20 protein-coding genes are annotated in these 25,470 nt (G+C 65.8%); 11 read left to right on the forward strand and 9 right to left on the reverse strand.

Annotated features, from left to right (window positions below; translation table 11 throughout):
- Window positions 1-80: 80 nt before the first annotated feature.
- The 3 genes from CSQ85_RS00870 (at window position 81) to CSQ85_RS00880 (ending at window position 7,178) form a co-directional block, all read left to right on the forward strand.
- Complete coding sequence (locus CSQ85_RS00870; RefSeq protein ID WP_150382718.1) at window positions 81-1,070, forward strand: ribokinase; 990 nt, start codon at window positions 81-83, stop codon at window positions 1,068-1,070.
- 100 nt (window positions 1,071-1,170) lie between these two features.
- Window positions 1,171-2,361: an MFS transporter gene (locus tag CSQ85_RS00875; RefSeq protein WP_150382454.1), complete on the forward strand. Its 1,191-nt coding sequence runs from the start codon at window positions 1,171-1,173 to the stop codon at window positions 2,359-2,361.
- Between the two features lie 41 nt (window positions 2,362-2,402).
- A complete protein-coding gene (locus CSQ85_RS00880; RefSeq protein WP_150382455.1) occupies window positions 2,403-7,178 on the forward strand; it encodes a DEAD/DEAH box helicase in 4,776 nt (1,591 codons plus the stop codon).
- Here the strand turns inward: CSQ85_RS00880 and CSQ85_RS00885 are convergent.
- Window positions 7,175-8,023 (reverse strand): response regulator transcription factor, encoded by an 849-nt coding sequence (locus CSQ85_RS00885; RefSeq protein WP_150382456.1) that lies wholly within the window; start codon window positions 8,021-8,023, stop codon window positions 7,175-7,177. The genes CSQ85_RS00880 and CSQ85_RS00885 overlap by 4 nt on opposite strands.
- A 142-nt stretch (window positions 8,024-8,165) precedes the next feature.
- Here CSQ85_RS00885 and CSQ85_RS00890 point away from each other — a divergent pair, with 142 nt between their 5' ends.
- Genes CSQ85_RS00890 through CSQ85_RS13290 form a run of 3 tightly spaced genes read left to right on the forward strand, consistent with a single transcriptional unit; the run spans window position 8,166 to window position 10,511 of the window.
- Window positions 8,166-9,008 (forward strand): J domain-containing protein, encoded by an 843-nt coding sequence (locus tag CSQ85_RS00890; RefSeq protein WP_150382457.1) that lies wholly within the window; start codon window positions 8,166-8,168, stop codon window positions 9,006-9,008.
- The gene (locus CSQ85_RS00895) at window positions 9,005-9,505 is read left to right on the forward strand and encodes a hypothetical protein (protein WP_150382458.1); all 501 of its coding nucleotides are present in this window, start codon (window positions 9,005-9,007) and stop codon (window positions 9,503-9,505) included. The genes CSQ85_RS00890 and CSQ85_RS00895 overlap by 4 nt, the downstream gene beginning before the upstream one ends.
- A gap of 16 nt (window positions 9,506-9,521) precedes the next feature.
- Window positions 9,522-10,511 (forward strand): tetratricopeptide repeat protein, encoded by a 990-nt coding sequence (locus CSQ85_RS13290; protein ID WP_223846746.1) that lies wholly within the window; start codon window positions 9,522-9,524, stop codon window positions 10,509-10,511.
- Here CSQ85_RS13290 and CSQ85_RS00905 read toward each other — a convergent pair.
- Together CSQ85_RS00905 and CSQ85_RS00910 are read right to left on the reverse strand one after the other, a co-directional pair.
- Window positions 10,498-10,683, reverse strand: coding sequence for a hypothetical protein (locus CSQ85_RS00905; RefSeq protein ID WP_150382459.1), 186 nt, complete (start codon window positions 10,681-10,683; stop codon window positions 10,498-10,500). The genes CSQ85_RS13290 and CSQ85_RS00905 overlap by 14 nt on opposite strands.
- Window positions 10,684-11,389: 706 nt before the next feature.
- Window positions 11,390-14,098, reverse strand: coding sequence for a DNA gyrase/topoisomerase IV subunit A (locus CSQ85_RS00910; protein WP_150382460.1), 2,709 nt, complete (start codon window positions 14,096-14,098; stop codon window positions 11,390-11,392).
- A 135-nt stretch (window positions 14,099-14,233) separates the two neighbouring features.
- Between CSQ85_RS00910 and CSQ85_RS00915 the strand changes: the two genes are divergently transcribed.
- Window positions 14,234-15,517 carry an alkaline phosphatase family protein gene (locus CSQ85_RS00915; protein ID WP_150382461.1) on the forward strand — a complete coding sequence of 428 codons (1,284 nt, stop codon included), beginning with the start codon at window positions 14,234-14,236 and terminating at the stop codon, window positions 15,515-15,517.
- 28 nt (window positions 15,518-15,545) lie between these two features.
- Here CSQ85_RS00915 and sepH read toward each other — a convergent pair whose 3' ends face one another.
- The gene (sepH, locus tag CSQ85_RS00920) at window positions 15,546-16,646 is read right to left on the reverse strand and encodes a septation protein SepH (protein WP_150382462.1); all 1,101 of its coding nucleotides are present in this window, start codon (window positions 16,644-16,646) and stop codon (window positions 15,546-15,548) included.
- A 191-nt stretch (window positions 16,647-16,837) separates the two neighbouring features.
- Between sepH and CSQ85_RS00925 the strand changes: the two genes are divergently transcribed.
- The 3 genes from CSQ85_RS00925 to CSQ85_RS00935 all read left to right on the forward strand — a co-directional run bounded on the left by CSQ85_RS00925 (window position 16,838) and on the right by CSQ85_RS00935 (window position 20,034).
- Window positions 16,838-17,131, forward strand: coding sequence for a DUF4193 domain-containing protein (locus CSQ85_RS00925; protein ID WP_034530006.1), 294 nt, complete (start codon window positions 16,838-16,840; stop codon window positions 17,129-17,131).
- Window position 17,132: 1 nt separating this feature from the next.
- Entirely contained in the window at window positions 17,133-17,615 is a 483-nt protein-coding gene (dut, locus tag CSQ85_RS00930; protein WP_150382463.1) for a dUTP diphosphatase, read from the forward strand.
- Window positions 17,616-17,703: 88 nt separating this feature from the next.
- Window positions 17,704-20,034, forward strand: a complete 2,331-nt coding sequence (locus CSQ85_RS00935) for a RelA/SpoT family protein (RefSeq protein ID WP_150382464.1) — start codon at window positions 17,704-17,706, stop codon at window positions 20,032-20,034.
- A gap of 144 nt (window positions 20,035-20,178) precedes the next feature.
- Here CSQ85_RS00935 and CSQ85_RS00940 read toward each other — a convergent pair whose 3' ends face one another.
- The 5 genes from CSQ85_RS00940 to CSQ85_RS00960 all read right to left on the reverse strand — a co-directional run bounded on the left by CSQ85_RS00940 (window position 20,179) and on the right by CSQ85_RS00960 (window position 24,200).
- Window positions 20,179-20,718 carry a peptidylprolyl isomerase gene (locus tag CSQ85_RS00940; RefSeq protein WP_107040446.1) on the reverse strand — a complete coding sequence of 180 codons (540 nt, stop codon included), beginning with the start codon at window positions 20,716-20,718 and terminating at the stop codon, window positions 20,179-20,181.
- 60 nt (window positions 20,719-20,778) lie between these two features.
- On the reverse strand, window positions 20,779-21,459 hold the full coding sequence (locus tag CSQ85_RS00945; protein WP_150382465.1) for a methionine ABC transporter permease: 681 nt from the start codon (window positions 21,457-21,459) through the stop codon (window positions 20,779-20,781).
- A gap of 2 nt (window positions 21,460-21,461) precedes the next feature.
- The gene (locus CSQ85_RS00950; RefSeq protein ID WP_150382466.1) at window positions 21,462-22,274 is read right to left on the reverse strand and encodes a methionine ABC transporter ATP-binding protein; all 813 of its coding nucleotides are present in this window, start codon (window positions 22,272-22,274) and stop codon (window positions 21,462-21,464) included.
- Window positions 22,275-22,393: 119 nt separating this feature from the next.
- The gene (locus CSQ85_RS00955; protein ID WP_150382467.1) at window positions 22,394-23,233 is read right to left on the reverse strand and encodes a MetQ/NlpA family ABC transporter substrate-binding protein; all 840 of its coding nucleotides are present in this window, start codon (window positions 23,231-23,233) and stop codon (window positions 22,394-22,396) included.
- A gap of 151 nt (window positions 23,234-23,384) precedes the next feature.
- Window positions 23,385-24,200: a Cof-type HAD-IIB family hydrolase gene (locus CSQ85_RS00960; RefSeq protein WP_190972858.1), complete on the reverse strand. Its 816-nt coding sequence runs from the start codon at window positions 24,198-24,200 to the stop codon at window positions 23,385-23,387.
- Window positions 24,201-24,301: 101 nt separating this feature from the next.
- Between CSQ85_RS00960 and CSQ85_RS00965 the strand changes: the two genes are divergently transcribed.
- Entirely contained in the window at window positions 24,302-25,462 is a 1,161-nt protein-coding gene (locus tag CSQ85_RS00965) for a M20 metallopeptidase family protein (protein WP_150382468.1), read from the forward strand.
- The last annotated feature ends 8 nt before the right edge of the window (window positions 25,463-25,470 follow it).

A 25,470-nucleotide genomic window follows, 5' to 3' on the forward strand; every position in this document is an offset into this window, starting at 1 on the left:
CCGGTGGGGTATGCTAAGGGGACGTGAATATCGTGATGAATCCCGATTCCGCCTCCGCCAGAGGCGGCGAACGTTCCCAGATGCCTCCCGCCGTGCGCGAACGGCTGATCAGCCTTCGTGACGCGGCTGGGTCGGTCGCCGTCGTCGGCTCGATGAACGCCGACTACACCGTGACCACCCGTCGTCTGCCGTCACCCGGTGAGACCGTCAACGGCGGCCCCCTGAAGATCCTGCCCGGAGGCAAGGGCGCGAATCAGGCGGCCGCCGCCGCGCGTATGGGCGTCGACGTGCGCTTCTACGGCGCCATCGGAGACGACGCGAACGGCGCCTTCCTTCTAGGACGCCTCGACGAGGCTGGCGTCGACACCGGCGAGGTCCTGCACACCGAGGGGCCGAGCGGCACCACCGTCATCACCGTCGACGCGAACGGCGAGAACACCATCGTCTACTCCGCCGGTTCGAACGCCAAGGTCAGCGCCGGCTACGTGCAGGCGCACCGCACGGCGCTCGCCGAGGCCAGTGTGCTGGGCCTGTGCCTCGAGAGCCCGATGCCCACCGTCATCGAGGCGGCCCGCCTCGCGCACGCCGACGGCGTGACCGTGCTGCTCAACGAATCCCCGTTCCTGGCGGAGCTGCCCCACGAGCTCGTCGAATCGACCGACATCCTGCTGGTCAACGAGCACGAGGCGGCGCAGCTGCTCGAATTCGACCCGCCCGAGGATGACGACTGGAACGCGCTGGACTGGTCCGACGTGGTCGAACGGTTCGTCGACTACGGTTTCGAACGTGCGGTCGTCACGTTGGGGGAGGACGGTTCGATCGTCATCGAGGACGGGCGCTGGCACCGCGTGCCGGCGGCCACGATCGTCGCGAAGGACACCACCGGATGCGGCGACTCGTTCATGGGCACCGTGCTCGCCGGCCTCGCCGCCGGGTACACGCTGCTCCAATCCGCGCAGATCGCCTCCTATGTGGCGGCCTATGCGGCCACCGGACTGGGGGCGCAGTCCTCCTACGGCACGGCCGACGAGATCGCCGGCTACTTCCGCGCTCCGATCCAGGAGGCGTAGCCATGTGACGCGACGCGCTGTGATGCGCCCTGCTTATCTCCGGCGCACCGTAGTATGTACGACCGTACATATCGCGTGTTGTGACCCCAAAGGAGGGCTGATGGCAAGCCTGCTGCTCGCCGTGATCTATCTGTCGTTCATCTCATTGGGCCTTCCCGACGCCCTGCTCGGCGCCGCATGGCCCACGATGAGCCAGGACCTCGGCGCCCCTGTCTCATGGGCGGGCGGCATCTCGATGACGATCTCCGCGGCCACCATCTGCTCGGCCCTCATGAGCGACCGCATGACCCTGCGCTTCGGCGCCGGTCGGGTCACCGCCGTGTCCGTCGGCCTCACCGCGGCCGCGCTGATGGGATTCTCCATCGCGCCGAACTACTGGACGCTCCTCGCGATCGCCGTGCCGTACGGACTTGGCGCCGGCGGCGTCGACGCGGCGCTCAACAACTACGTCGCCATCCACTACGAGAGCCGTCACATGAGCTGGCTGCACTGCATGTGGGGCGTCGGCGCGCTGACCGGCCCGTACGTCATGGGCTACGCGCTGTCCCACGGACAGGGATGGTCATGGGGATACCGGTACATCGGCTTCCTGCAGATCGCACTGACCGTGATCCTCATCGTCAGCCTGCCGCTGTGGAAGTCGCGCAGACGTGCGGCCGCCGTCGAGGAATCCCCGGTTTCGGCGCGCAAGCCCGTCGAAACCGCCCGCAAACCGCTCGGCGTCAAAGGCGTGCTCGCCATCAAGGGGGCCGCGGAGATCCTGCTCATGTTCCTGTGCTACTGCGCCATCGAATCCACCTGCATGCTGTGGGGCGCGAGCTACATGGTCATGGGGCACGGCATCGGCAAGGCCGAGGCTGCCAGCTGGATCAGCCTGTTCTTCATCGGCATCACCGTCGGCCGGGCGCTGAGCGGGTTCCTCACCATGCGACTGGCCGACCACCAGATGATCCGCCTCGGGCAGGCGCTCATCCTCGCCGGCGTCATCGTCCTGCTATTGCCGCTGCCGCATCACCTCGGCGTGTTCGCGGGACTGACGATCATCGGACTCGGCTGCGCCCCCGTCTACCCGTGCATCATCCACTCCACGCCGTCCTATTTCGGCGAGGAGAACTCGCAGGCCATCGTCGGCGTGCAGATGGCGTGCGCCTACATCGGCTCGATGCTCATGCCCCCGCTGTTCGGCCTCATCGCCCAGTACGTGACCATCTCCCTGTTCCCGTTCTACCTGCTCGTCTTCCTCGCGCTCATGGTCGCGATGCACGAATCGCTGCGCCGCAAGCGCGCGTGAGCCGTGTCGGTCAGTCGCGCCCCCGCACCATAATCGAACATATGTGCGAATCTCTGGCGTCGTTCTCGAACCCCACACGGGAGTGGTTCAGACACGCCTTCGGCACGCCCACCGAAGCGCAGCGTGAGGCATGGCCGGTCATCCACTCCGGAGCGAACACACTCGTCATCGCCCCCACCGGCTCCGGCAAGACGCTGTGCGCGTTCCTCTCCGCGATCGACCGACTCATGACGGACGGCGCCGACATCGCCGCGGGCGCCTCAGGCAAACGGCCGCGTGGCGTACGCATCCTCTACATCTCACCGCTCAAGGCGCTCGCCGTCGACGTGGCGAAGAACCTCGAGGCGCCGCTTGCCGGCATCGCACGCCAGTGCGAGGCGATGGGGCTGGCGGCGCCACCCATCAGCGTGGCCACACGCAGCGGCGACACCACGCCCAAGGAACGCCGGGCCATCGCCACGCATCCGCCGGACATCCTCGTCACCACACCCGAATCGCTCTACCTCATCCTCACCTCGAAGGCCCGTCGCATCCTCAGAACCGTCGACACCGTCATCGTCGACGAGGTCCACGCGCTCGCCGGCACCAAACGCGGCGCGCATCTCGCGCTGAGCCTCGAGCGGCTCGACGACCTCATCACCGGATCCGGACGGGACGGCGCGCAGACGTCTGTGCACGGCGCGGGCGGCGCGCATGACGCGCCGCACAGACCGGCGCAGCGCATCGGCCTGTCCGCCACGGTGAACCCGCCCGCCGAAGCCGCGCGGTTCCTTGGGGGTATGCAGCCCGTGAGCATCGTCAACCCCGGGCAACGGCCCGACATGGACCTGAAAGTCGTCGAGCCTCTGCCCGACATGCGCGACCTCAGCAGTGGCTCGGGTTCGGATTCCGGTTCCGGGTCGTCCGGGTCGATCTGGCCAGTGGTCGAGGCGAGCGTCCTCGACGAGATCCTCGCGCACCGCACCACGCTCGTGTTCGTCAATTCGCGCGGTCTCGCCGAAAAACTCACCGCGCGTCTCAACGACCTGTACGCCGAACGGCGGGGGAGCGGGGGAGTCGGAAACGCCGGAAGCGGGGACAAGACGTCGCCCGAGGGGCGCGAGGGATTCGCCCGGCACTACGACGCCGTCGTCGGTTCGACCACGATGCTCGTCGGCTCGCACGGCGCGGATGACGTGATCGCGATGGCGCATCACGGTTCCGTGTCCAAGGACCGCCGCAAGCAGATTGAGGAACGGCTCAAACGCGGCGAGCTGCGCTGCGTCGTCGCGACCAGCAGCCTCGAGCTCGGCATCGACATGGGATCGGTCGATCTGGTCATCCAGATCTCGCCGCCGCTGTCCGTCGCGTCCGGGCTGCAGCGCGTGGGCCGCGCCGACCATCGCGTCGGCGGCGTCTCGCACGCGCTGTTCTACCCGCTCACGCGAGAGCAGATCGTCGGCGTGGCCGCCAGCATCGAGAGCATGCGCGCGGGGGATATCGAACCGCTCGACATACCGTCGAACCCGTTGGACATCCTCGCCCAGCAGACCGTGGCCGCGGCCGCGATGGACGACCTGAAACCGGACGCATGGTATGGAACGGTGCGCCGGTCCGCGCCGTTCGAGAACCTCGCGCGAGACATGTTCGACGCGGTCATGGGCATGATGACCGGCGCGTACAACACCGAGGAGTTCTCCGCGTTCCGGCCGCCGCTCATGTGGAACCACGAGGCCGATCTCATCGCCGCGCGCCCCGGCGCGCAACGGCTTGCGGTGACCTCCGGTGGCACGATCCCGGATCGGGGGCTGTACACGGTGATCCTGCCCGAGGCGGACGCCGGCAAAGGGCAGCGCCGCGTCGGCGAACTCGACGAGGAGATGGTCTACGAGTCGCGCGTCGGTGACGTGATCACCCTCGGCACCTCCACCTGGCAGATCCAGGAGATCACCCGCGACCGCGTCGTCGTCACGCCCGCGCCCGGACGCACCGCGCGTCTGCCGTTCTGGCATGGCGAGGAATCCGGCCGGGACGCCGGCTTCGGCCGCGCCAAAGGACGGTTCCTGCGGGAGGTTTCGGCGGGCCTCGTCACGCCGCGGTCATCGGATGCGTCGCCCTCCTTCGATGAATCCACAGCACGTCGTCTGCACGCCGACGGCCTTGACAGCAACGCCGTATCCAACCTTGCCAGGCTGCTCGCCGAACAACAGGCCGCGACCGGAACCGTGCCGAACGACACCGCCATCGTCGTCGAACGCTGTCCCGACGAGGAGGGCGACTGGCGCGTCATCATCCACTCGCCGTATGGCCGGCGCGTCCACCAGCCGTGGGCGATGGCCGTCACCGCACGGCTCAAGACACGATACGGCTTCGACGGGCAGGCGTATGCGGCCGACGACGGCATCGTCATCCGTCTGCCCGACGGCGTCGGCGACATCCCCATCCGCGAACTGCTCCTGTTCGATCCGGACGAGCTGCAACGGATCGTCGAGACCGGGGTGGGCGAAAGCGTGCTGTACGCGGCCCGATTCCGCGAATGCGCCGCACGGTCGCTGTTCCTGCCGCGCACCGAACCCGGCAAACGCGTGCCGTTGTGGCAGCAGCGGCTGCGCGCCGCCCAACTGCTCAACGCCGCGCGCGTCCGGCATAACTTCCCCCTGCTGCTCGAAACCGCCCGCGAATGTCTGCGGGACGTATACGACCTGCCCGCATTGCGTACGCTCATGACCGGTCTCGACTCCGGAAACGTCGCCCTGCGGGCCGTGGCGACGGAGACTCCCTCGCCGTTCGCCGAGAACCTGCTGTTCGGATTCGTCGGATCGGTCATGTACCAGTACGACGTGCCGCAGGCCGAGCGCGGCGTGCGGTTGCTGTCCATGGACCCCGAGGTGCTGGAACGGCTGCTCGGCGTCACCGACATGGCCACCGTGCTCGACCCGGCCGTCATCGCCGAGGTCGAGGGGGAGCTCGCGGGGCGCACCTTCTGGAACGACCTCGCACCGGATGACGTGATGGGACGTGTGACCAGATACGCGAAGACGCATGGACCGTTCACCGCCGAACGGATGATCGCCGACCTGAGTATCGCGGCCGACGAGGCCGTGCATGCGCTCGACGAGCTTGCGGGACGCGGGGAGCTTCTCAGCGGACATTTCATCGACACTGCGTCGAACGATTCGGCATCCACCTCAACACAATGGCTGCACCGGGAGGTGTTCCGTCGTATCCGCGCACGCTCCCTCGCCAAGGCGCGTTCGGCCGTACGACCCGTCGAGCCGGCCGTCTACCAGTCGTTCCTGCTGGAACGTCAGGGCGTTGGGCCGGTCGGCGGCGAACGGTACGAGGGCGTGGACGGGCTGATGCGCGTCATCGAACAACTTGAGGGGGTGGCGCTGCCCGCATCCGTGTGGGAGTCGAACGTGTTCCCCTCGCGTGTCGGCGGATACTCGCCCGCGATGCTCGACGAGCTGATCACCGGCGGGGAGATCGTGTGGATCGGCTCCAAGACCGGCGGCACCAAGGCGTCGGAGCCGGGGCTGATCGCCTTCCATCCCGCCGATTCGCTGCTGCTGGTACACGGCGCGGGGGATGGGGATGATGGTTCTTCCGCAGCCGATGACGGTATGACGCTTCCCGATGCCATTCTCGACGTCCTCTCGGCCGGTGGCGCCTATCATGTATCGCAACTGGCCGCGATGACCCGCGCACGCTGGCAGGATGACGCGGCACGGTTCATCGAGACGGTGGAGACCGTCGATCCCGAGACCGGTGAGATCCTCGACGTCCCCGCGCCGGACGCTTCGCCGCGTCCATGGTCCGACAGCCAGTTCGAGGAGGCCCTATGGTCGCTGGTGTGGCAGGGCAAGGTCACCAATAGCTCGCTCGTGCCCGTACGCGCGCTGGAAGCTGGATCGGGATTGGGCTTGGGTTCGGGCGGTCGGAAGGTTCGCACGCCGGTTCGTGCGTCACGTCGACGCATCCGCGTGCAGACCCGCATCCCGATGACCGTGAGCGGCCTGTGGTCGCTGGTCGGAGGTGTGGGAACGGGAGTCACGGTCGACGCAACGATCGGAATGACCGAAACGATCGGTTCGGACGCTGTCGAGGACATCGAGGGTGATCCGTCGACGACCCCGGAACGTCAGGCGTTGGAACGGGTCGAGATCCTCCTCGACCGGTACGGCGTCATCGCACAGCCCCTGATCGACAGGGAGGGTATCCTCGGCGGATTCTCCGGCATCTATCCGCTGCTCAAACGCATGGAGGAGCACGGGCGTCTTTCGCGAGGCATGTTCGTGAAGGGCTTCGGTGCCGCCCAGTTCGCCGAGCGGGACACGGTCGACGCACTGCGGAATATGGGTTCCGCGAATGTGGAAGGCAGCCGGACCGCGGCCGATGACGGTCACATGCGCTCACCCGTCGCGATCAGCGTGCTGGACCCGGCGAACCTGTACGGTTCCGCGATCGCCTGGCCGCCCACACCGAGCGGCGCCGGCAAGCCGACCAGACGTGCAGGAGGCATCGTGGTGCTCTCCGACGGGGCTCCCGTCGCCTACGCCACGCCAAGATCGAAGCATCTGACCGTGTTCGGTGACAAAGGGGAGCAGAAAGTCTCCGATACCGCCGCCACGCGACCCTTCACCGTTGATCGCGACGGTGAGGCGCAGACGCTGAGGCCGGCTCTCACGGAGCTGGCATACTCCCTGCGTCGCAACGGTCCCGGCACGTTCACCTTCACCGACGTGAACGGCTGGCCCCTGAACGCGAGCAACTCCTATATGCGCGTCCTGCATCAGGCCGGTTTCACCCCGGTCCCACAGGGCATGCGCCTGTACTAGAGCACGCGATAGTAGCCGTCACGCTTGGTCATGATGAGACCGGCGCTGCGCAGCTTGCGATCCAGCGATTCGACGCCGCGGCGGACCAGACCTTCCTGTGTGAAATACGAGCCACCGGAATGTTGCAGCTCATCGAGGCCGACGAACCGTCCTCGCGCCCTGACCAGCGTCTCGAGGATATCGTATTCCAGTCGGGACAGCGGCATCGCGTTGTGCGTGCTGGCGAAATACGCCTTGCGGTTCGTCAGGTCCAGCGTCAGATCGCCGCGGATCATCATCGTCTCGGCGCCGGCCCCGGCGGAATCACGCGCCAACAACTCGACGTAGGAGAGCAGTTCCGTATCGGAGAACGGGAGTCGCAGTGTGGCGTCCGGTTTCGTCGGATCGGCCGGCTGCGTCGAGGCGGCGGGTTGACCGGATGCCTGATCGTGAGTTTGACCGTGCGATTGATCAGACGGGCGATCGGATGAAACGGACGACTTGGACGACTCGGAGGCGGTATCACCGCCGAGCCCCGCGTTCGGAACCGCCTTGGACGCCGCGCGCGCGGCATCAGCCACGCTTCCGCGCAGGGCGGTGGTGGCGAGCAGCAGCGTCCTGATCGACGGCTGCACCGCCTTGACGGCAGGCACCAGATCGGGGGAGCCGAGCACGGCGATGTCGAACGGCTTCTCGGCCGGATCGTCGGTATGCTCGCGGAGCACTGCGGCGACGACCTTGGGCGCCGCCTCGGGGGAGGCCATGCTTTTCGGCTCGACCGCCACCACCGTGTACCGGGCATTGCTGAGCGTCCCTTGGATCGCATGGGACAACGCCGTATTGCCTACCGCCACCAGAAGTCTCATGATTCGCCTCCTGCAGTCCCAGTGTAGTAGCCATGCCATCGCCGCGGGACATAATCCCCGTCTTCGGTCTCTCGCCAACGTTCCGGGGGACATGCGTACGTATTAGCGGTGATGGCATACTGGAAGAGGATAAGGAGCCGATATGGCGAATTGTGAGGACACCGCCGGGCCATATGATCGCAAGACCATGCAACTGACGGCAGAATCTATGAAACGTATAAGGGATCTGCGTGCGGCCATAGCACGGACGCTGGCGCGTATCGATGAGATCCGGCAACAGGAGATCCCGCAGATCAAAGCCGACTACGCCACCAAGATCGGCGTGTGGAGGACTCGACTGATCAAGGCGGAACTGGCGGTTCGACGTGCCAAACGACGAAACGCGTTGGCTAGGATGTCCACCAATCAGGGGAAACCGGTGGACGCCGAAGCCGTTACGAAACAACTCGACGCGGAGTTCTCTCAGTGGAAGCAGCGAATCGCGCGGGAGACACGGCAACTGAACGACCTGCTGCGCTGGCACAGTGGCATGCGTCCCATGGGACCAGCGAAATCCAAGGAACTGAACAGGCTGTTCCGCAAACTGGCTCGCCGGTTTCATCCCGACCTGTTCCCCGGAGATGAGGAACGCGCCGACTACTACGCCATGGCGCAGAACGCGCTCGCCCACGGTGATCTGGAGCTCATGCGGGCGCTGGACGTAGCCACCGTGGACATGGCGGATGACGTTGATTACTCACGATTGACGGTCGATGAACTGGAAACCGAATGCGAATTGCTGGACGATCGGCTTAAGGCCTGTACAACCAGACTTGACAAGCTGACTTCCACGGAGCCGTACACGTTGCGCGACAGACTCACGGACCCGGAATGGGTGAGCGCGACGGTGAGTGTCATAAGAACGCAAGTGGAAACATACGAACGGGAACAGACCCGTTACGATGAGATATACGAGAGACTGGTCAAGGAGGACCGAGAGCAATGACAACGGCATCGAAGACGCCGAACGAGGCGAACGGGAAGGACGAGACGATGCGGAACGGCTCTGATGATGGGAATGCTGCGGTGGACCTAATATCGCTTGCCGACGATGGATTTACGTTAGTGCCGTTCACGGGATCGGGAGACGGACTCGGACTGCCACAGCCATATGCGGCGACCATCGTGCTTGTGGATCGTACGTATCTGATCGGGGGACGCGGATTCGCGGACAGCGGTGCGAATGCCGACATGCTCGAGCATATACGTAAAGCTGGAACGGGACAGACCATTGTGCTGCGGCGCGAACCGGATGATGCCGATGACCCGTGGACTGTGGAGGCACTGCTCGGCGAGACGTCCATCGGCTTCGTGCGTGCGCATGAGAACGAGATCATCGCGCGTCTCCTGGATGCAGGCAAACACGTCTATGCCGAATATCTGGAGACGGAGACGCTGGGCGAATATCATCGCATCTGGGTGCGGTTGGTCATGAAAGATTGATCGGGAAGGCATAGCCATGGTGTTTGACGAAAGCGGCAATCCGCTGATTAACGCGCACGATGACATACCCGTTATCGATTACGGCGACGAGTATTTCCTCTATGATGATCCGGTGGTCGGGCCCATCCTGCCTTTACTGTTCATCACCATGCCGGTACGGGACGAAGACGGAACTGCCGGACGGGACCGCATTGGCTGTTATCCCGATCCCGACTTCGTGGACATCGAGCCAGTGGGTATCGGGCATGCGGATGAGGCGTCCGAAGGCGTGCCGTTCTACGACGCCGGTACCGACGAGGACGACTGCTGTCATGTGGCGGATCTGAGTGATCCTGACGGCGACATAGCCCTGCATTACGGCGGTATGTACTACGGGGAGGGCATGGGCTACACCCGAGTAGAGGACCATGAGCTGCGTATTGACTGCTTCAAGGCCGCCGAAATCCTGTACCGGCATGCGGCGGGCCGTGGTAACCCGATCGGCTGGCTCTGCCTTGGCTATGTGTACGCCTATGACAGGTGCGAGGGGGAGTACTATCGCTCGTATTTCGATACCTTCGGCGAAGTGCCGCCCAAGCCGGATACGGATGTATTGGCGTATGACTGCTTCCGTCACGCGGCCGAAGCCGGTATCGCCGAAGGTTGCTACAAACTCGGTGACATGCTCTCCGAAGGCAGGGGATGCAAAATTGACTACGCCAAGGCTCTTGACATGTTCCTGAGAGCGTACCGGTACGGTCGTGATGGTACGCCACGCATCTGGGGGAGCGTAGCACTGCGTCTTGCACGGGCGTACGCAAACGCACGCGGATGCACGTTGGACTATGAGCGGGCGCTCCACTGGTATTCGGTTGCACGCACTGGTCTGGAACTGGAAGTGCGCGATGGTGGCTCAGTATACGATGCGAGGCTGTGGGAGGCCGAGGCCGGTGTCATGGATATGCGTCAGGCTCTCCGGTTGACAGGACGGTCGGCACAGGGGACGAAACGAGTCACCGGAAGCTGATGCCACCCTTGTGCCCGGTGGCTTTGAACGGCATCGCGCGTTTGTCTTTACCGGCGAAGGCAGGCGCCGGTTTGCCGGCCACGCCCATGCCTTTGCCTGCACGCCGGCTCTGTTTCGGTTTCGGCCAGCTTTGCTTGTCGTCACCGACTTTGGATTCCTGATATTCGCTCATTTCACCTCCGAGATACGTTCAGTCTGTGGCATTGAGCGCGGTCGTCACCATATACAACGTGGAGATCCTCGACAAACGCATACTTGTCAGTGTAGGTGGTAAACCGTATTCTCGTCGTCACTGCGTGGGACAAGGCCGACAAGGGGAGGCATATATCCACTCGGTTCTGCCTGCTCACTGTTGGAACATTCGTTGAGCATCGTTTCTCTGCACCCTGCACTGCCGTTCAACGTGAGAATACTCCGAATCGTCGCTGAATGGCACGGGACCTTGTCACAACGTGTGGTTTTCGTCGCTTTTTGCGCGTCGTGACACGGATTGTCGGCGACACATGCGATCACGCGCAGAAGGGAATCGTCAGAATGGCGGAATTCCAAGCTTTTCGATGGGACGGTCTCAGTCGTCGTCCGTCGCGGGATCGTCGTTCTTGTCACGACGTGCGTTTTTTGCTGATTCGAGCGAGTTGTGACAACGAAAATTGTCACAACGCATCGAAAAACGGGCTGGAATCACGTTGTGACACCTACCGACTCCAAGACCAACTCTGAGACAGCCTGAAGTGGAGGTCTTCATGACAGAGGTCTTCAGGGTACACATCACCCAGTGCCCGTGTGCCCTGTGTCGGGAGTCCGTCCCGGCCCCGCGGCTCGACTCCCCGGGCAGGAGGAGCCGAAGGACGGCGGGAACGAACTTCCGATGTGGATGATCAGCCGATGACCGCGATCGGGGCGGCGAGGTCGACGCCGGAGCCGTCGCGGCGCATATCGGGCTTGGGCAGCTCGACGGGGGAGCCGGAATCGGTGGAGGCGTGCAGCGGGTAGAGGCCCACCCACGCGAAGATCAACGTGTTCTGCCCCTTGAGGAAACGCTGCGAGCGCACACCGCCGGTCGCGCGGCCCTTGGTCGGGTACATCTCCAGCGGCGTCAGCTTCGCGGAGCCGTTCTCCGTACCGGCGAGCGCGTCCTCGTCGCCTGCGACGGTGAGCACCACGGCGCCGGACGCGGCGGTCAGGCCGTTGTCGCCCTCCTCGTACGTCCACGCGACCTTGCCGGCGGGCACCACGTTGAACGCGGCCACATGCGCGCCCTCGGCCAGGCGGATGCCGGCCATGCCGCCGGCCGTACGACCCTGCGGGCGCACGTTGCCGGCCTCGAAGGTGAGCAGCGAGGAGTCGGAGGAGACGAACACCAGACGGTCCTCGTCCGCGGCGGGCGCGGCGAACAGCACCTCGTCGCCGTCCTTCAGGTCGATGACCGGCCAGGAGTCCATCGTCGTCGGCGCCTCACGGTTCCAGCGCTTGATCACGCCGTTCCTCGTGCCGATCGTCAGCGGGGCGGGTGCCGCGGCTGCGGCATCGGAGTCGTCGGAACCCTCACCTGTACCGTCGGCCGGGGTCATCGCGATCGCCGTGACCACATGCTCGCCGGGCACCGGATCGGTGTTCTCCGTCATGCCGATCAGTTCGTCGGCCTTGACTCCGCCGGTCACGCTCAGCGTGTCCGACGGCGGCAGGGCCGGCAGGTCGGCCACATGGCCGAGCACCAGACGGCCCGCGGAGGTGATCAGCGCGTACGTGGAACGCGTGGACGTCGCGAAGATCGTCGTGATCTCGTCGTTCCTCACGCGCTTGTCGGAGACGGAACGCGATTCGTACACGTCCATCGCGGACGGGGTGGTGCGTGCGATCAGGCCGGTCGCGCCCATCATCACGACGCACGGCTCGTCCTCGATCTGCAGGGCCGCGGCGGCGGCATCGTCCTCGCCGGCCTTGCGTGCGGCCGTCGCGGCCTCCACGTCGGCCTCGGCGGAGGACAGCGTCTCGGCGGCGCGCGCCGCCTCCAACGCGGCGGATGACGCGCCCGAGTCATCTCCCTTGGCGAAGACCGGCGCGAGCGAGCCGTCCGGCCCCTCGTCCAGCAGCACGGTGCGACGCGGCGTGCCGTACTCCTCGACGGTCTTGTCCATCTCGGACACGACCACTCGGTCCAGTTCCTCGGCGGAGGCGAGGATACGATCCAGCTCCTCGATGCGCTGCTTCAGGTCGTCGCGTTCCGTCTCGAGCTCGATGCGGCTCATGCGGGTCAGCCTGCGCAGACGCAGGTCGAGGATGTACTGCGCCTGCACCTCGTCCAGATCGAACACGGCCATCAACCGGTTCTTCGCCGCGTCCGCGTCGTCGGAGGAGCGGATCACCTGGATGACCTCGTCGATGTCGACCATCGCGAGCAGCAGGCCTTCGACCAGATGCAGACGCTCGAGCGCCTTCCTGCGGCGGAACTCGCTGCGCCGGCGCACGACCACGCGGCGATGCTCCACCCACACCTCGAGCAGTTCCTTCAGACCCATCGTGTGCGGACGTCCATTGACCAGCGCCACGTTGTTGATGGTGAAGTTGTCCTGCAGCGGCGTGTGGCGGAACAGCTGCGCCAGCACCGCGTTCGGGTCGTAGCCGGTCTTGATCTCGATGACGATGCGCGTGCCGTTATGACGGTCCGTCAGATCGATGGCGCCGGTGATGCCCTCCAGCTTGCGGGCCTTGACACCCTCCGAGATGCGCTCCAGCACACGTTCCGGACCCACCATGAACGGCAGTTCGGTGACGACGATCGCCTTCTTGCGCGCCGTCACGTTCTCGATATGGGTCTTCGAGCGGGTGGTGAGCGTGCCACGGCCCGTCTCGTACGCCTCGCGGATGCCGTCGCGGCCGATCACGATGCCGCCGCCGGGCCAGTCCGGGCCCGGCACGTAGCGCATGAGCTCCTCGAGCGTGGCGTCGGGATGCGCCATCAGATGCTTGGCTGCCGCGATCACCTCGCCGAGGTTATGCGTCGCCATGTTCGTGGCCATGCCCACCGCGATGCCGGAGCCGCCGTTGACCAGAAGATTCGGGATCGCCGACGGCAGCACGGTCGGCTCCTTGAGCTTGTTGTCGTAATTCGGCGTGAAATCGACCGTGTCCTCATCGATATCCGCATTCATCGCGAGCGCCGCCGGGCCGAGCCTCGCCTCCGTGTATCGGGAGGCGGCCGGGCCGTCGTCGAGCGAACCGAAGTTGCCGTGGCCGTCGACCAGCGGCAGACGCATCGCGAACGGCTGCGCCAGACGCACCATCGCCTCGTAGATCGCCGAATCGCCGTGCGGGTGCAGCTTGCCCATCACCTCGCCGACCACACGAGCCGACTTCATGTACGGGCGGTCCGGCGTCAGGTTCATCTGACCCATCTGATAGACGATGCGCCGCTGCACCGGCTTCAGGCCGTCGCGGGCGTCGGGCAGGGCGCGCGCGTAGATCACCGAATACGCGTACTCGAGGAACGACTTGCTCATCTCCTCGTTCAACGGCGTCTCGACGATATGCTCCTTGACGGTGCGCGGATCATATGCCGAGGCGGTGTTCCTGCGATGCGATGCCATAAGACGGACTCCCTGACGAAAGACAACCGACGAAAATCAAACCCGCACCATACTACCAGCAGCGATGCCACCGGTTCCGGACGGGGCGGAAGGTCGACGAACGGGAGATGTCGGACGACGATTACTATGAACCATATGAGTGTGGATGTGCCGGAAATGAACGAACTGCTCCGATTGACCCAGACTGCCGAGTACGGCGACTGGACGCCCGCGGCGGAAAGCCAACCGGGACAGTGTACCCGCGGCGGCGCGCTGCATCTGTCCGCCGTGCTGCCGGCCCTCTCTGCCGCCATCGGGCACCCGGTCGCCACGCGCGTGCACGCCGACCCCAAGGCCCTCCAACGCTCGCTTGGTTTCCCCGACGCCGCATCCGCGATCGTCGTGCTCGTGGACGGACTGGGCTACTGGAACCTCAACATGCGGCTGGGGCACGCGCCCTACCTGCGCTCGCTGATGCGCGAGGGCGCGAACCAGCGTCCGATCTCGACCTGCGCGCCCAGCACCACGGTGGCCGCGATGGCGACGTTCGGCACAGGCACCTGCCCCGGTCTGACCGGCATGGCCGGATACACGCAGCTCGACCCGGAGGGCGACCGGATCATCCAGCTGATCCAGTTCAAGGACCCGCTGATGCCGAAGGCCGAGGCGGACAAGGCCGGTCCGCTCGTCGACCCGCATGACCTGCAGCGGGAGCCCACCGTCTTCGAGCGGCTTGTCGCGGAGGGGGTCGAGGTCACCAGTTCGGGACTGGCGAAGTTCGAGGGATCGCCGCTGACCGAGGCGGCGTTGCGCGGCGGACGGTACGTGGCGGGCGTCACCCCGTCCGACCGCGTGCGTGCGGCGGCCCGCGCGGCGCGCACACCCGGCCTCACATACCTGTACATCCGCGACGCCGACAAGGTCGGTCACGCCGACGGATGGGATTCCGAACAGTGGGTCGGCACGTTCGAACGCATTGACGCGCAATTGTCGATGTTGAAGCGTGAGGCGCCGAAGGGCACGCTGATCGTCGTCGTCGCCGATCACGGCATGGTGACCGTCGACCCGCGCGAGCGCATCGACATCGCCGCCGAGCCGGAACTCGCCAGGGGAGTGCGTCTGGTCGGCGGGGAGCCGCGCGCGCTCATGCTCTACGCCGAGCGGGGCGAGGACCCCGATTCGATCGCCAGCAGATGGCGCAGCCGGCTGGAGGACAGGGCGCTGGTGCGCACCAAGCGCGAGGCCATCGCCGACGGGCTGTTCGGTCCGGTCGACCCCCGCGTCGAGCCGATGCTCGGCGACGTCATCGTGCAGGCCGCCGGGGCCGTCACGCTGGTCGACACGCGCATCCAATCCGACAAGGCCACGCGCCTGCCCAGTGTGCACGGTTCGCAGACCATGCTGGAGATGGACATCCCCTGCCTGATCGACGTGGCGTGACCGACGTGATCGGCGTCAGCCGGGGCGGTCACTCCCCGAAGAGGATCTGATCCCAGCTGGGGATCGCGGAGCGGCGCGTATGTCGTTTCGGCGCCTGCGCCGATTGGCCGTCCTGTGCGCCGTTGCCCGCGTCGTCGGACATATCGGACGCGCCGGCGGCCACGGTTCCCACGGAACCGGGGGACTTGCGGTCGCCGCCCTCCGGATCGGGGACCGGCGGCAGATCGCCATTCACGCCGTCCGTCCGTTCCGGTTGCGCGGATTGCCGGGACGCATCGCCCTCCACGACGGGGATGTCCCCCATCGTCTCCGGGCGGGAGTCCCCGTTCGTCGCGTCCGCCGCGGCACCGCCCTCCGACGGGTCATCAGGCTCCGGCACGACGGGCATCAGCGACGTGGCGGAGGCGGCCCGTCCGTTCGCGACGGCGGGGGAGATGGGGAAGTCCATGTCACCGGCCGTCTGACTCGGCTGCGGGGCCATGGACTCTTCGATGATCGGCGCCAGATCGGGCCGGCGCATGTCCGACTCGCCGCCCAATCCCAGATTCTGCTCGCCGAGCAGCTTCTTGGCCGCGGGGTTGAGGCACACGACGGTGTTGTCGTGCATGTCCCACGTCCATTCGGCGCGCACCTTGCGCCCGGAGGCGAGGAACATCGCCGAGATGCGCCACGGCTCATGGCCGCGCCTCGTCGCCTGCCAGGAGAGCGTGCCGCGATCGACCCTCGCCATCGCGAGCGTCATGTAGATGAGGTCCTCGACCGTGCGCACGCGGCTCTCCTTGGGCGCCGGTATACGCTTGAACTGTTCGATCGCGTACTGCTTCTCCATCTGCACCGACGCGGAGAAACGGCGCACCAGCGCCTGATCGAGGCCGTATCGTTCGGCGACCTGCGCGGGGTCCGCGCCGGCGCGGATCAGCTGCTGGATCCGGGAGATCGGCAGGGCGGCGTTCGCGCGCGGCTGACGCAGGCTGTGGGACTCCATGCGGATCTGCTTCGCCGCGAGCACCGCGCGTTCCAGCGCGTCGTCGACCGTGACGACGAACCGTTCGCCGCCCGCTTCGAACACCAGGTCGCCCGCGTCGGAAACATGGTCGAGACGAGCCCCCCTCGGCGAATTCTCAGGCATGCGCGCACCGCTTTCTGTAAAACTGGAGTTACTTCTTCAAGTATGCCCCACGTGTCGAACTTTACGAGTATTTCAAATCGTGTATTCTATGCCGAGTAAACGCAACGGACCGCTATGATCATAACCGTTATGGTCATAATCATGATATGTCCGCGTCACCCAGGCGCGGACGTACGGACGAAAGGATCGCGATGGCTCAGGATTATGATTCCCCCCGTAACAAGGACGAGGACGAGGAATCGCTGCAGGCTCTGGGAAAGGGCTCTCAGAACTCTTCGAGCGACATCGACGACGACGAGAACGCCATTGCCGAGGACTACGAGCTGCCGGGTGCGGACCTGAGCAACGAGGACTCCTCCGTGACGGTCATCCCGATGCAGGGAGACGAGTTCATCTGCTCCGAGTGCTTCCTGGTCAAGCATCGCAGCCAGCTGGCCTACATGACCGACGACGGCCAGCCCGTGTGCCAGGAGTGCGCGGCCTGACATGACCTTCGATCCCGCATACAACGAGCCGGAGAACACCGAGGTTCTCGTCAGGGCGGTCGGCCCGGACCAGCCGGCCGAACTCGCCCGGCTGTTCTACGCGCACGCCGGTGACGCCGGGGCCGATCTGAGGGCCGCCGAGGCGTTCGACCTGAAGCCGTTCGAACGCGCGTTGGTGCCCACCGGCGTGGCCATCGCCCTGCCGAACGGCTACGTGGGTCTGGTGCATCCGAGAAGCGGCCTCGCCGTCAAGCAGGGCGTCACCGTGCTCAACGCGCCCGGCACCATCGACGCCGGATACCGCGGCGAGATCAAGGTGCCGCTCATCAACCTCGATCCGGAGCGCACCGCGCACTTCGAGGTGGGGGACCGCATCGCGCAGCTGGTCATCCAGCGCTACGTCGAGGCGAGGTTCGTCCCCGCCGAAAGCCTGCCCGGTTCGGACAGGGCCGAGCGAGGGTTCGGCTCCACCGGACTGGCCTGAATCGCGTTGGTCCGAACAGCGTCAGGCGCGTTAGGATAGAGAGCCAGAGAAAAGCCCGTGGCAAGGCGTGAACCGAGGGAGGTGGCACATGGCAGGCGATGAGATGGAATTCGATTCCGCACGCAAGCTGGGTTGCGAGGTCAGCACGGATCCGATCAATCCGCTGCTGCCGATCATGCAGGCGTGCCGTGTCCACCACCCCGGCGAGGACCTCACCATCCTCGAACGCGCCTACCGTCGCGCGGTCATCCAGCATTCCGCCCAGCGGCGCAAGTCGGGCGAACCGTACATCATCCACCCGCTGGCCGTCGCGCAGATCCTCGCCGATCTCGGCATGGGCCCGCTGGTCGTCGCCGCGGGTCTCCTGCACGACACGGTGGAGGACACCGACTACACGCTCGACCAGTGCCGCGCCGAATTCGGCGACACGGTCACAGGCCTGGTGGACGGCGTCACCAAGCTGAGCAAGATGGAGTACGGCGATTCGGCGCAGGCCGAGACCATCCGCAAGATGGTCGTGGCGATGAGCCGCGACGTGCGCGTGCTCGTCGTCAAGCTCGCCGACCGCGTGCACAACGCTCGCACCTGGCGTTACGTGAAGACCTCCAGCGCGGTCAAGAAGGCGCATGAGACGCTCGACGTGTACGCGCCGCTGGCCAACCGCCTCGGCATGAACGCCATCAAGACCGAGCTCGAGGAGCTGAGCTTCAAGGTCATCTATCCGAAGATCTACAACGAGATCGTCGTGCTCGTGGCCCGCAGGGCCGGTCAGCGCGACGTGTACCTGAAGCAGATCCTCGCCGAGATCAACGAGGACCTCGACGCCCAGCACATCAAGGCGTACGTCACCGGACGTCCGAAGGACTACTTCTCCATCTACCAGAAGATGATCGTGCGCGGGCATGATTTCGCCAACATCTACGATCTGGTGGGCGTGCGCATCATCGTCGATTCGATCCAGGACTGCTATGCGGCGCTCGGCGCCGTGCATGCGCGGTGGAACCCGGTCCCCGGCCGGTTCAAGGACTACATCGCGATGCCGAAGCTCAACATGTACCAATCGCTGCACACCACGGTGGTGGGCCCCGGCGGCAAGCCCGTCGAGATCCAGATCCGCACGTGGGACATGCACCGTCGCGCCGAGTTCGGCATCGCCGCGCACTGGAAGTACAAGGAGAACGGTCAGGCCGGCCGCGCCCTGAGCTCGCCGGACAAGTCCGACCGCAAGCGCGAGGGCTCCGAGAACCAGGAGCTGAGCGAGGCCGACAACCTCAAGTGGATCCAGCAGCTCGCGGACTGGACGTCCGAGACGCCCGACTCCAACGAGTTCCTCGGCTCCCTCAAGGAGGATCTCGGCTCGGCCGAGGTGTACGTGTTCACGCCGAAGGGCAAGATCATCTCCCTGCCGGCGGCCGCCACCCCGATCGATTTCGCGTACGCCGTGCACACCGAGGTCGGCCACCGCACGATGGGCGCGCGCGTCAACGGCCGTCTGGTGCCGCTCGACACGAAGCTCGAGAACGGCGACACGGTGGAGATCCTCACCTCCAAATCCGACACCGCTGGCCCGTCGCGCGACTGGCTGAGCTTCGCCAAGAGCCCGAAGGCGCGCAACAAGATCCGCCAGTGGTTCTCGAAGGAGCGCCGCACCGAGGCGATCGAGGAAGGCCGTGACGAGCTGACGCGCGCCATGCGCAAGCGCAGCCTGCCGATCAACACGCTGCTGACCCCCGAGGCGCTGGTCGGCGTCGCCGACGAACTCAACTTCCCGAACGCCGACGGCCTGTTCGCCGCCATCGGCGACGGGCAGATCTCCACACAGAACGTCATCTCCCATCTGGTCAAGGACGCCGGCGCCGACGAGGTCGACGAGGAGATCGAGCAGGAGGCGCTGCCGCTCAAGCCGGTCGAAAGCCGTCAGAAGGCCACCAGCTCGTCCGGCGTGTCCGTCAAGGGCGTGGGCGATGTGTGGGTCAAGCTGGCGCGCTGCTGCATGCCGGTGCCGGGCGACAAGATCATCGGCTTCATCACGCGCAACCAGGGCGTGTCCGTGCACCGCACCGACTGCCAGAACATGATCGATCTGGAGAAGCGCCAGTCCGAGCGCGTCGTCGAGGTGGAGTGGACCAGCACCAAGGGCGTGTTCATGGTCAAGATCCAGGTCGAGGCGCTGGACCGCCGCAACCTGCTGTCCGATGTGACGCGCGTGCTGTCCGATCACGGCGTCAACATCATCTCCGGTTCGATCTCCACCGGCTCCGACCGCGTCGCCACCAGCCAGTTCAGCTTCGAAATGGCCGATCCGCAGCATCTCAACACGCTGCTCGCCGCCGTGCGCAAGATCGACGGCGTCTTCGACGTCTACCGCATCACCGGCGCGAAGGACTCCGCCGAGCCGCGCCTGCGCCGGATGAAGTAGCCTGTTCGCTTGTTCATTGAGAGAGCCCCGATCCCGTGAGTTGGGATCGGGGCTCTCTTCCGTATTCGCGTTGCTCGCGTTGTTCGCACTGCTCTTGGCCGCGTCCGTCAGAGCGGGTCAGAGCGGGTCAGAGCGCGGCGGACATCACTCGGCCACGTCGACGGACAGGATCACGGCCGGCTCGGTCGGACGGTCCATGCGGTCGGTCGGCAGCGCCTCGAGCTTGTCGACGACGGCCTTCGACTCGTCGTCCGCGACCTCGCCGAAGATCGTGTGGTGGCCGTCGAGCCACGGGGTCGGCACGGTCGTGATGAAGAACTGCGAGCCGTTGGTGCCGTGGACCTTGCCGTCCATGCCGCGGCGCAGACCGGCGTTCGCCATGGCCAGCAGGTAGGGACGGTCGAACTTGAGCGACGGGTCGATCTCGTCGTCGAAGTCGTAGCCGGGGCCGCCGGTGCCGTTGCCCAGCGGGCAGCCGCCCTGAATCATGAAGTCCTTGATGATGCGGTGGAAGGTCAGGCCGTTGTAGAACTTCTCGTGGGAGGGCTGACCGGTGTACGGGTCGGCCCACTCCTTCTCGCCGGTGGCGAGGCCGAGAAAGTTCTTCACCGTCTCCGGCGCCTTGTCGTCGAACAGGTTGATCGTGATGTCACCTTCGGAGGTGTGCATGATGATGGTACTCATAACGCCCCAGTCTAACGTATCGGCTTCAACGCTTCGTTCGCGCGGTGTCAGCGTGTGATGTCAGCGCGCGTGGTGGTCGATGCGGCGGGCTACCCAGTCGCCGAGCGACTGGATGACCTGCACGAGCACCACGGACAGGACCACGGCCACGATCATCACGTCGTACTGGTAGCGCTGGTAGCCGTAGCGGATGGCGATGTCGCCGAGGCCTCCGGCGCCGACCGTGCCGGCCATCGCGGAGTAGCCGAACAGGTTGATGAACGTGATGGCCGCGCCACGCACCAGCGAAGGCAGACTCTCAAAGAGCAGCACCTTGGTGACGATCTGCCAGTTGTTCGCGCCGAAGCTCTGCGCCGCCTCGATGAGTCCGCCGTCCACATCCGCGAGGGACTGCTCGACGACGCGCGCCACGAACGGGGCGGCGGAGATGACCAGCGGCACCATCGCGCCCTCGACGCCGAGCGAGGTGCCGACGATCAGACGTGTGAACGGGATGATCGCCACCAGGAGGATGATGAACGGGATCGAGCGTCCGATGTTGACGATCCAGCCGAGCACCGTGTTGATCGCGCGATGCGGCCAGAGCGATTTCGGGCCGGTGATGGTCAGCAGCACGCCGAGCGGGATGCCGAGCACGTAGGCGAGCAGCGTCGACACGGCCGTCATGATGAGCGTGTCGCGCGTGCCCTCGAGCAGCAGTTCGCCGTAGTCGGCGATGAATTGCGAAACGACCTGTCCCATGGTCAGCGATCCTCCCTCGTAACGTCCGTGTCCGTGCCGGCGCCGGCCGCGTCGTCCTTCTCGTCGCGGCCGTTCTGCTCGTTCGCGCTGGCGATCAGCGCCTTGAGGATGTCGCTCTTCGGGTGCGCGAACAGCTCCGCGGTCTCACCGACCTCGACGATGTTGCCGCCGTCGATCATCGCCACGCGGTCGCAGATGTTGCGTGCCACGGCCAGCGAGTGGGTGATGATCACCAGGGTCACGCCGAGCTCGCGGTTGATGCGGCGCAGCAGGTCAAGGATCTGCACGGTCGTCGTCGAATCGAGGGCGCTCGTCGCCTCGTCGCACAGCATGATCTTCGGCTCGTTCGCCAGCGCGCGGGCGATCGCGACGCGCTGCTGCTGTCCGCCGGACAGCTGGCTGGGGTAGCGGTCCTCGAAACCCTCGAGGCCGACGAGACGCAGCAGGCGGCGCCCGCGTTCGATGCGCTGGTCCTTCGGACGGTGCGCGAGCTCCAGCGGGAAGGTGACGTTGCGCAGCACGGTGCGCTGCTGGAACAGGTTGAAGTCCTGGAAGATCATGCCGATCTTCGTGCGAAGCTCGGCCAGCTCGCGGCCGGAGACGTGCGAGACGTCCTTGCCGTCGATGATCACCTTGCCCTCGGTGGGGCGCTCCAGCAGGTTGATGGTGCGCACCAGCGTCGACTTGCCGGCGCCGGAGGAGCCGAGGAAGCCGAACACCTCGCCGTCCTCGATGGTCAGGTTGATGTCGTGCAGCACCTCATGCGCGTCCGCGCCGGTGCCGTAGCTTTTCTTCAGATGGTCGAATTGGATCATGAACAGTCCTTGTCGTGAAGGTCTCGGAAGACACGGCGATGCCGCACGGCGGGCGTCTGTCACGCCGGGCCGTGCGGCATCGTACCGCTGGTCGGAAAGTGGATTGGACGACGGCCCGATCAGAAGACCGGGACGACGGCGCCCTTGTAGTTGTCGTTGATGTAGTCGCGCACCTCGTCGGAGTTGAGGGCCTTCTTGAGCTCCTTGGTCTTGGCGGTGTCCTCGTTGCCCTCCTTGACCACAAGGATGTTCGCGTAGGTCTTGGCGGCCAGACCGTCGGCCTTCTCGAGCTGCAGGGCGTCCTTGGTCACGTCGAAGCCGGCCTGGATCGCGTAGTTGCCGTTGAGCGCGGCGATGTCGACGTCCTTGATGACGGTCGGCACGACGGCCGCCTCGAGCTCCTTGAACTGCAGGTTCTTCGGGTTGGAGGTGATGTCCTTCGGCGTGGCGTTGATGTCCTCCGGGTCCTTGAGTTCGATCAGGCCGGCGTCCTGCAGCAGCAGGAGGGCGCGGGCCTCGTTGGTGGCGTCGTTCGGCACGGCGACGGTGGCGCCGTCGGCGAGCGCGTCAAGCGACGTGGTCTTGCCCGGGTACAGGCCGAACGGCTCGAAGTGCACCGTCTCGACGGACACCAGATGCGTGCCCTTCTCCTTGTTGAAGTTGTCGAGGTACGGCTTGTGCTGGAAGTAGTTGGCGTCGACCTCGCCGTCCTCGGTCGCGGTGTTCGGCTGCACGTAGTCGGTGAACTCCTTGACCTCCAGCTTGTAGCCGTCCTTCTCGAGGATCGGCTTGACGGCCTTGTTGAGGATCTCGGCGTGCGGGGTCGGGCTGGCGGCCACGGTGATGGTCTTGTCGTCCTCCGAGCTGGTGGCGGTGGAGGCGTTGCCGCACCCGGCCAGGCCGAACGCTGCCAGGGTGATCGCGGCGATGGCGGCCGCGGCGGTCTTCGTGAAACGCATGATGTTCTTCCTCTCAATCGATAGCGACGGTTTGCCCGCCGTAACGATTGGCAACTATACAGACATGCGGGAGCCGGCCACGCGGTTTCGTAATCGACGTTTGTTATAAGGGGTTATTCCGGGCCGTACCGGTTTACGTGTACCGTACGCGTCAGTCGAGCACGCCGAAGTGCCTGAGCGCGTTGAGCACGCCGTCATGGTCGACGTCGTCGGTCACATAGTCGGCCGCGCGCTTCGGCTCCTCGGTGGCGTTGCCCATCGCGACGCCGATCCCCGCGAACGCGAGCATCGTCGTGTCGTTGCCGCCGTCGCCGAAGGCCATGATCTGGTCGCGCATCCAGCCGTAATGGTCCATGAAGCGCTGGATGCCGACCGGCTTGCCGCCGTCCGCCGGGATCAGGTCGACGAAGTCGGGATGCCACCGCACGCCCTGCACGTTGCGGCACAGGGAGACGATCTCGTCCTGCGCGTCGTACCCGATGTACGGGCTGATCTGGAACGTCTCGTGCGTCAGCGGACGCGTATGCGGGTCGTCGATGAACACCTTTGGCGCGGTCTTGCCGAGCTGGCGCCATGTGGCGCGCATCGCCTCGGTCACCTGGTTGAAGTACACGTAGTCGGATTCGCAGTAGTTCGCCACGACGTCCGGATGGGCGTCGAGCCATGCGGTGATCGTGGCGATGTCGTCGCCGCCGAGAGGCTCCTTGGCGAGGAAGCCGTGCGGGTCGCAGCAGTACTGGCCGTTGAGCCCGACGATGCCGTCGAAGGTGATCGGGATCGTGTCGAGCACGACGGTCATGTGGCTCGGTGCGCGCCCCGAGCAGATGAACACCTTGATCCCCTTGGCCTGCAGCCGGTGCAACGCGCTGATCGTGGAGGCTGGGACCACATGCGTGACGAAGCTCGTCAGCGTCCCGTCGATGTCGAAGAACACGCCCTTGATGCCCGAACCCGCAGCCGTCACGATGAACCTCCCGTTTCGCAGCCTCGGCGAGGACGGCGGCGGTCCGCCCCATCCTCCGATCACATTCCCAGTGTACAGGAGACGCAAGGGGTATCTTGGGAGGCATGACCGAGCATATCGAGCACATCGAGTTGGATCCAAGCCTCATCGACATCCGCCACTACCTGCACGCCCACCCCGAGCGCAGCTTCAAGGAGTTCGACACCAGCATCTATCTGGCCGACCAGCTGCGCGCGCACGGCGTCGAGATCCTCGACAACCCGCTGCCCACGGGCGTCGTCGGCCTGATCCGCGGCGAGGGCGGTCCGGGGCCGCGCGTCGCCCTTCGCGCCGACATCGACGGACTGCCCATCGTCGAGGACACCGGACTCGATTTCACCTCCGTCAACGAGGGCGTCATGCACGGCTGTGGCCACGACCTGCACATGACGGGGCTTCTGGGCGCGGCCTTCTGGCTCGCCGAGCACCGCGACCGGTTCGCCGGATCGGTGAAGATCCTCTTCCAGCCGAGCGAGGAGACCGGACAGGGCGCGCGGGCGATGATGGACGCCGGCCTGCTCGACGACGTGGACGCGATCATCGGCACCCACAACAACCCCAACTACGCGCCCGGCGAGATCGCCGTCGGCGTGGATCCGATGATGGCGGGCTGCGTGCGGTTCCAGGTCACGCTGCACGCCGACGGCACGCACGCCGGCTATCCGCACAAGGGCACCGGGCCGATCGAGGCGATGGCGAGCATGGTGCTCGAGCTGCAGACCATCGTCAGTCGCAACATCTCGGCGCTGAACCCGCTGGTGCTGTCCATCACCGAGGTGCACGGCGGGCGCGTGTGGAACGTCGTGCCCGCCGAAGCCGGGTTCCAGGGCACCGTGCGCTACTTCCACAAGGAGGACAGCCTGCTCGCCGAACGCCGGTTCCGCGCCATCGTCGGGCACACCGCCGAGGCGTTCGGGATCACCGCCGACGTGGAATGGGACGACTTCCAGGACCCGGTCGTATCCGACGCCGCGCTGGCGCGGTCCGTCGCGGGCGACGTGCGCGACTACGCCACGCTCGAGCCGATCCGCCCCTCCATGGCGGGGGAGGACTTCTGCGAGTTCGCCGAGGTGACCCGCTCCGTGTTCGCGTTCATCGGCTCCAACGGGGAGCCCGGCTGCGCCGACTGGCACAGCCCCCGCTTCATCGGGCTCGACGCCTCGCTGCCCGCGTTCGTGAACTTCTACGTCAACGCCGCGCTGCGCGTCGGCCGGGAACTCGCCTGAGGGGCTTA

Origin of the sequence: Bifidobacterium rousetti (assembly GCF_008698235.1) — a bacterium.
Lineage (GTDB): Bacteria > Actinomycetota > Actinomycetes > Actinomycetales > Bifidobacteriaceae > Bifidobacterium > Bifidobacterium rousetti.

What these genes read in the sequence shown, in the direction of transcription:
- CSQ85_RS00870 (WP_150382718.1), top strand. Translation starts at nt 81, where the DNA reads ATGCCTCCCGCCGTGCGCGAACGGCTGATCAGCCTTCGTGACGCGGCT.
- CSQ85_RS00875 (WP_150382454.1), top strand. Translation starts at nt 1,171, where the DNA reads ATGGCAAGCCTGCTGCTCGCCGTGATCTATCTGTCGTTCATCTCATTG.
- CSQ85_RS00880 (WP_150382455.1), top strand. Translation starts at nt 2,403, where the DNA reads ATGTGCGAATCTCTGGCGTCGTTCTCGAACCCCACACGGGAGTGGTTC.
- CSQ85_RS00885 (WP_150382456.1), bottom strand. Translation starts at nt 8,023, where the DNA reads ATGAGACTTCTGGTGGCGGTAGGCAATACGGCGTTGTCCCATGCGATC.
- CSQ85_RS00890 (WP_150382457.1), top strand. Translation starts at nt 8,166, where the DNA reads ATGGCGAATTGTGAGGACACCGCCGGGCCATATGATCGCAAGACCATG.
- CSQ85_RS00895 (WP_150382458.1), top strand. Translation starts at nt 9,005, where the DNA reads ATGACAACGGCATCGAAGACGCCGAACGAGGCGAACGGGAAGGACGAG.
- CSQ85_RS13290 (WP_223846746.1), top strand. Translation starts at nt 9,522, where the DNA reads ATGGTGTTTGACGAAAGCGGCAATCCGCTGATTAACGCGCACGATGAC.
- CSQ85_RS00905 (WP_150382459.1), bottom strand. Translation starts at nt 10,683, where the DNA reads ATGAGCGAATATCAGGAATCCAAAGTCGGTGACGACAAGCAAAGCTGG.
- CSQ85_RS00910 (WP_150382460.1), bottom strand. Translation starts at nt 14,098, where the DNA reads ATGGCATCGCATCGCAGGAACACCGCCTCGGCATATGATCCGCGCACC.
- CSQ85_RS00915 (WP_150382461.1), top strand. Translation starts at nt 14,234, where the DNA reads ATGAGTGTGGATGTGCCGGAAATGAACGAACTGCTCCGATTGACCCAG.
- sepH (WP_150382462.1), bottom strand. Translation starts at nt 16,646, where the DNA reads ATGCCTGAGAATTCGCCGAGGGGGGCTCGTCTCGACCATGTTTCCGAC.
- CSQ85_RS00925 (WP_034530006.1), top strand. Translation starts at nt 16,838, where the DNA reads ATGGCTCAGGATTATGATTCCCCCCGTAACAAGGACGAGGACGAGGAA.
- dut (WP_150382463.1), top strand. Translation starts at nt 17,133, where the DNA reads ATGACCTTCGATCCCGCATACAACGAGCCGGAGAACACCGAGGTTCTC.
- CSQ85_RS00935 (WP_150382464.1), top strand. Translation starts at nt 17,704, where the DNA reads ATGGCAGGCGATGAGATGGAATTCGATTCCGCACGCAAGCTGGGTTGC.
- CSQ85_RS00940 (WP_107040446.1), bottom strand. Translation starts at nt 20,718, where the DNA reads ATGAGTACCATCATCATGCACACCTCCGAAGGTGACATCACGATCAAC.
- CSQ85_RS00945 (WP_150382465.1), bottom strand. Translation starts at nt 21,459, where the DNA reads ATGGGACAGGTCGTTTCGCAATTCATCGCCGACTACGGCGAACTGCTG.
- CSQ85_RS00950 (WP_150382466.1), bottom strand. Translation starts at nt 22,274, where the DNA reads ATGATCCAATTCGACCATCTGAAGAAAAGCTACGGCACCGGCGCGGAC.
- CSQ85_RS00955 (WP_150382467.1), bottom strand. Translation starts at nt 23,233, where the DNA reads ATGCGTTTCACGAAGACCGCCGCGGCCGCCATCGCCGCGATCACCCTG.
- CSQ85_RS00965 (WP_150382468.1), top strand. Translation starts at nt 24,302, where the DNA reads ATGACCGAGCATATCGAGCACATCGAGTTGGATCCAAGCCTCATCGAC.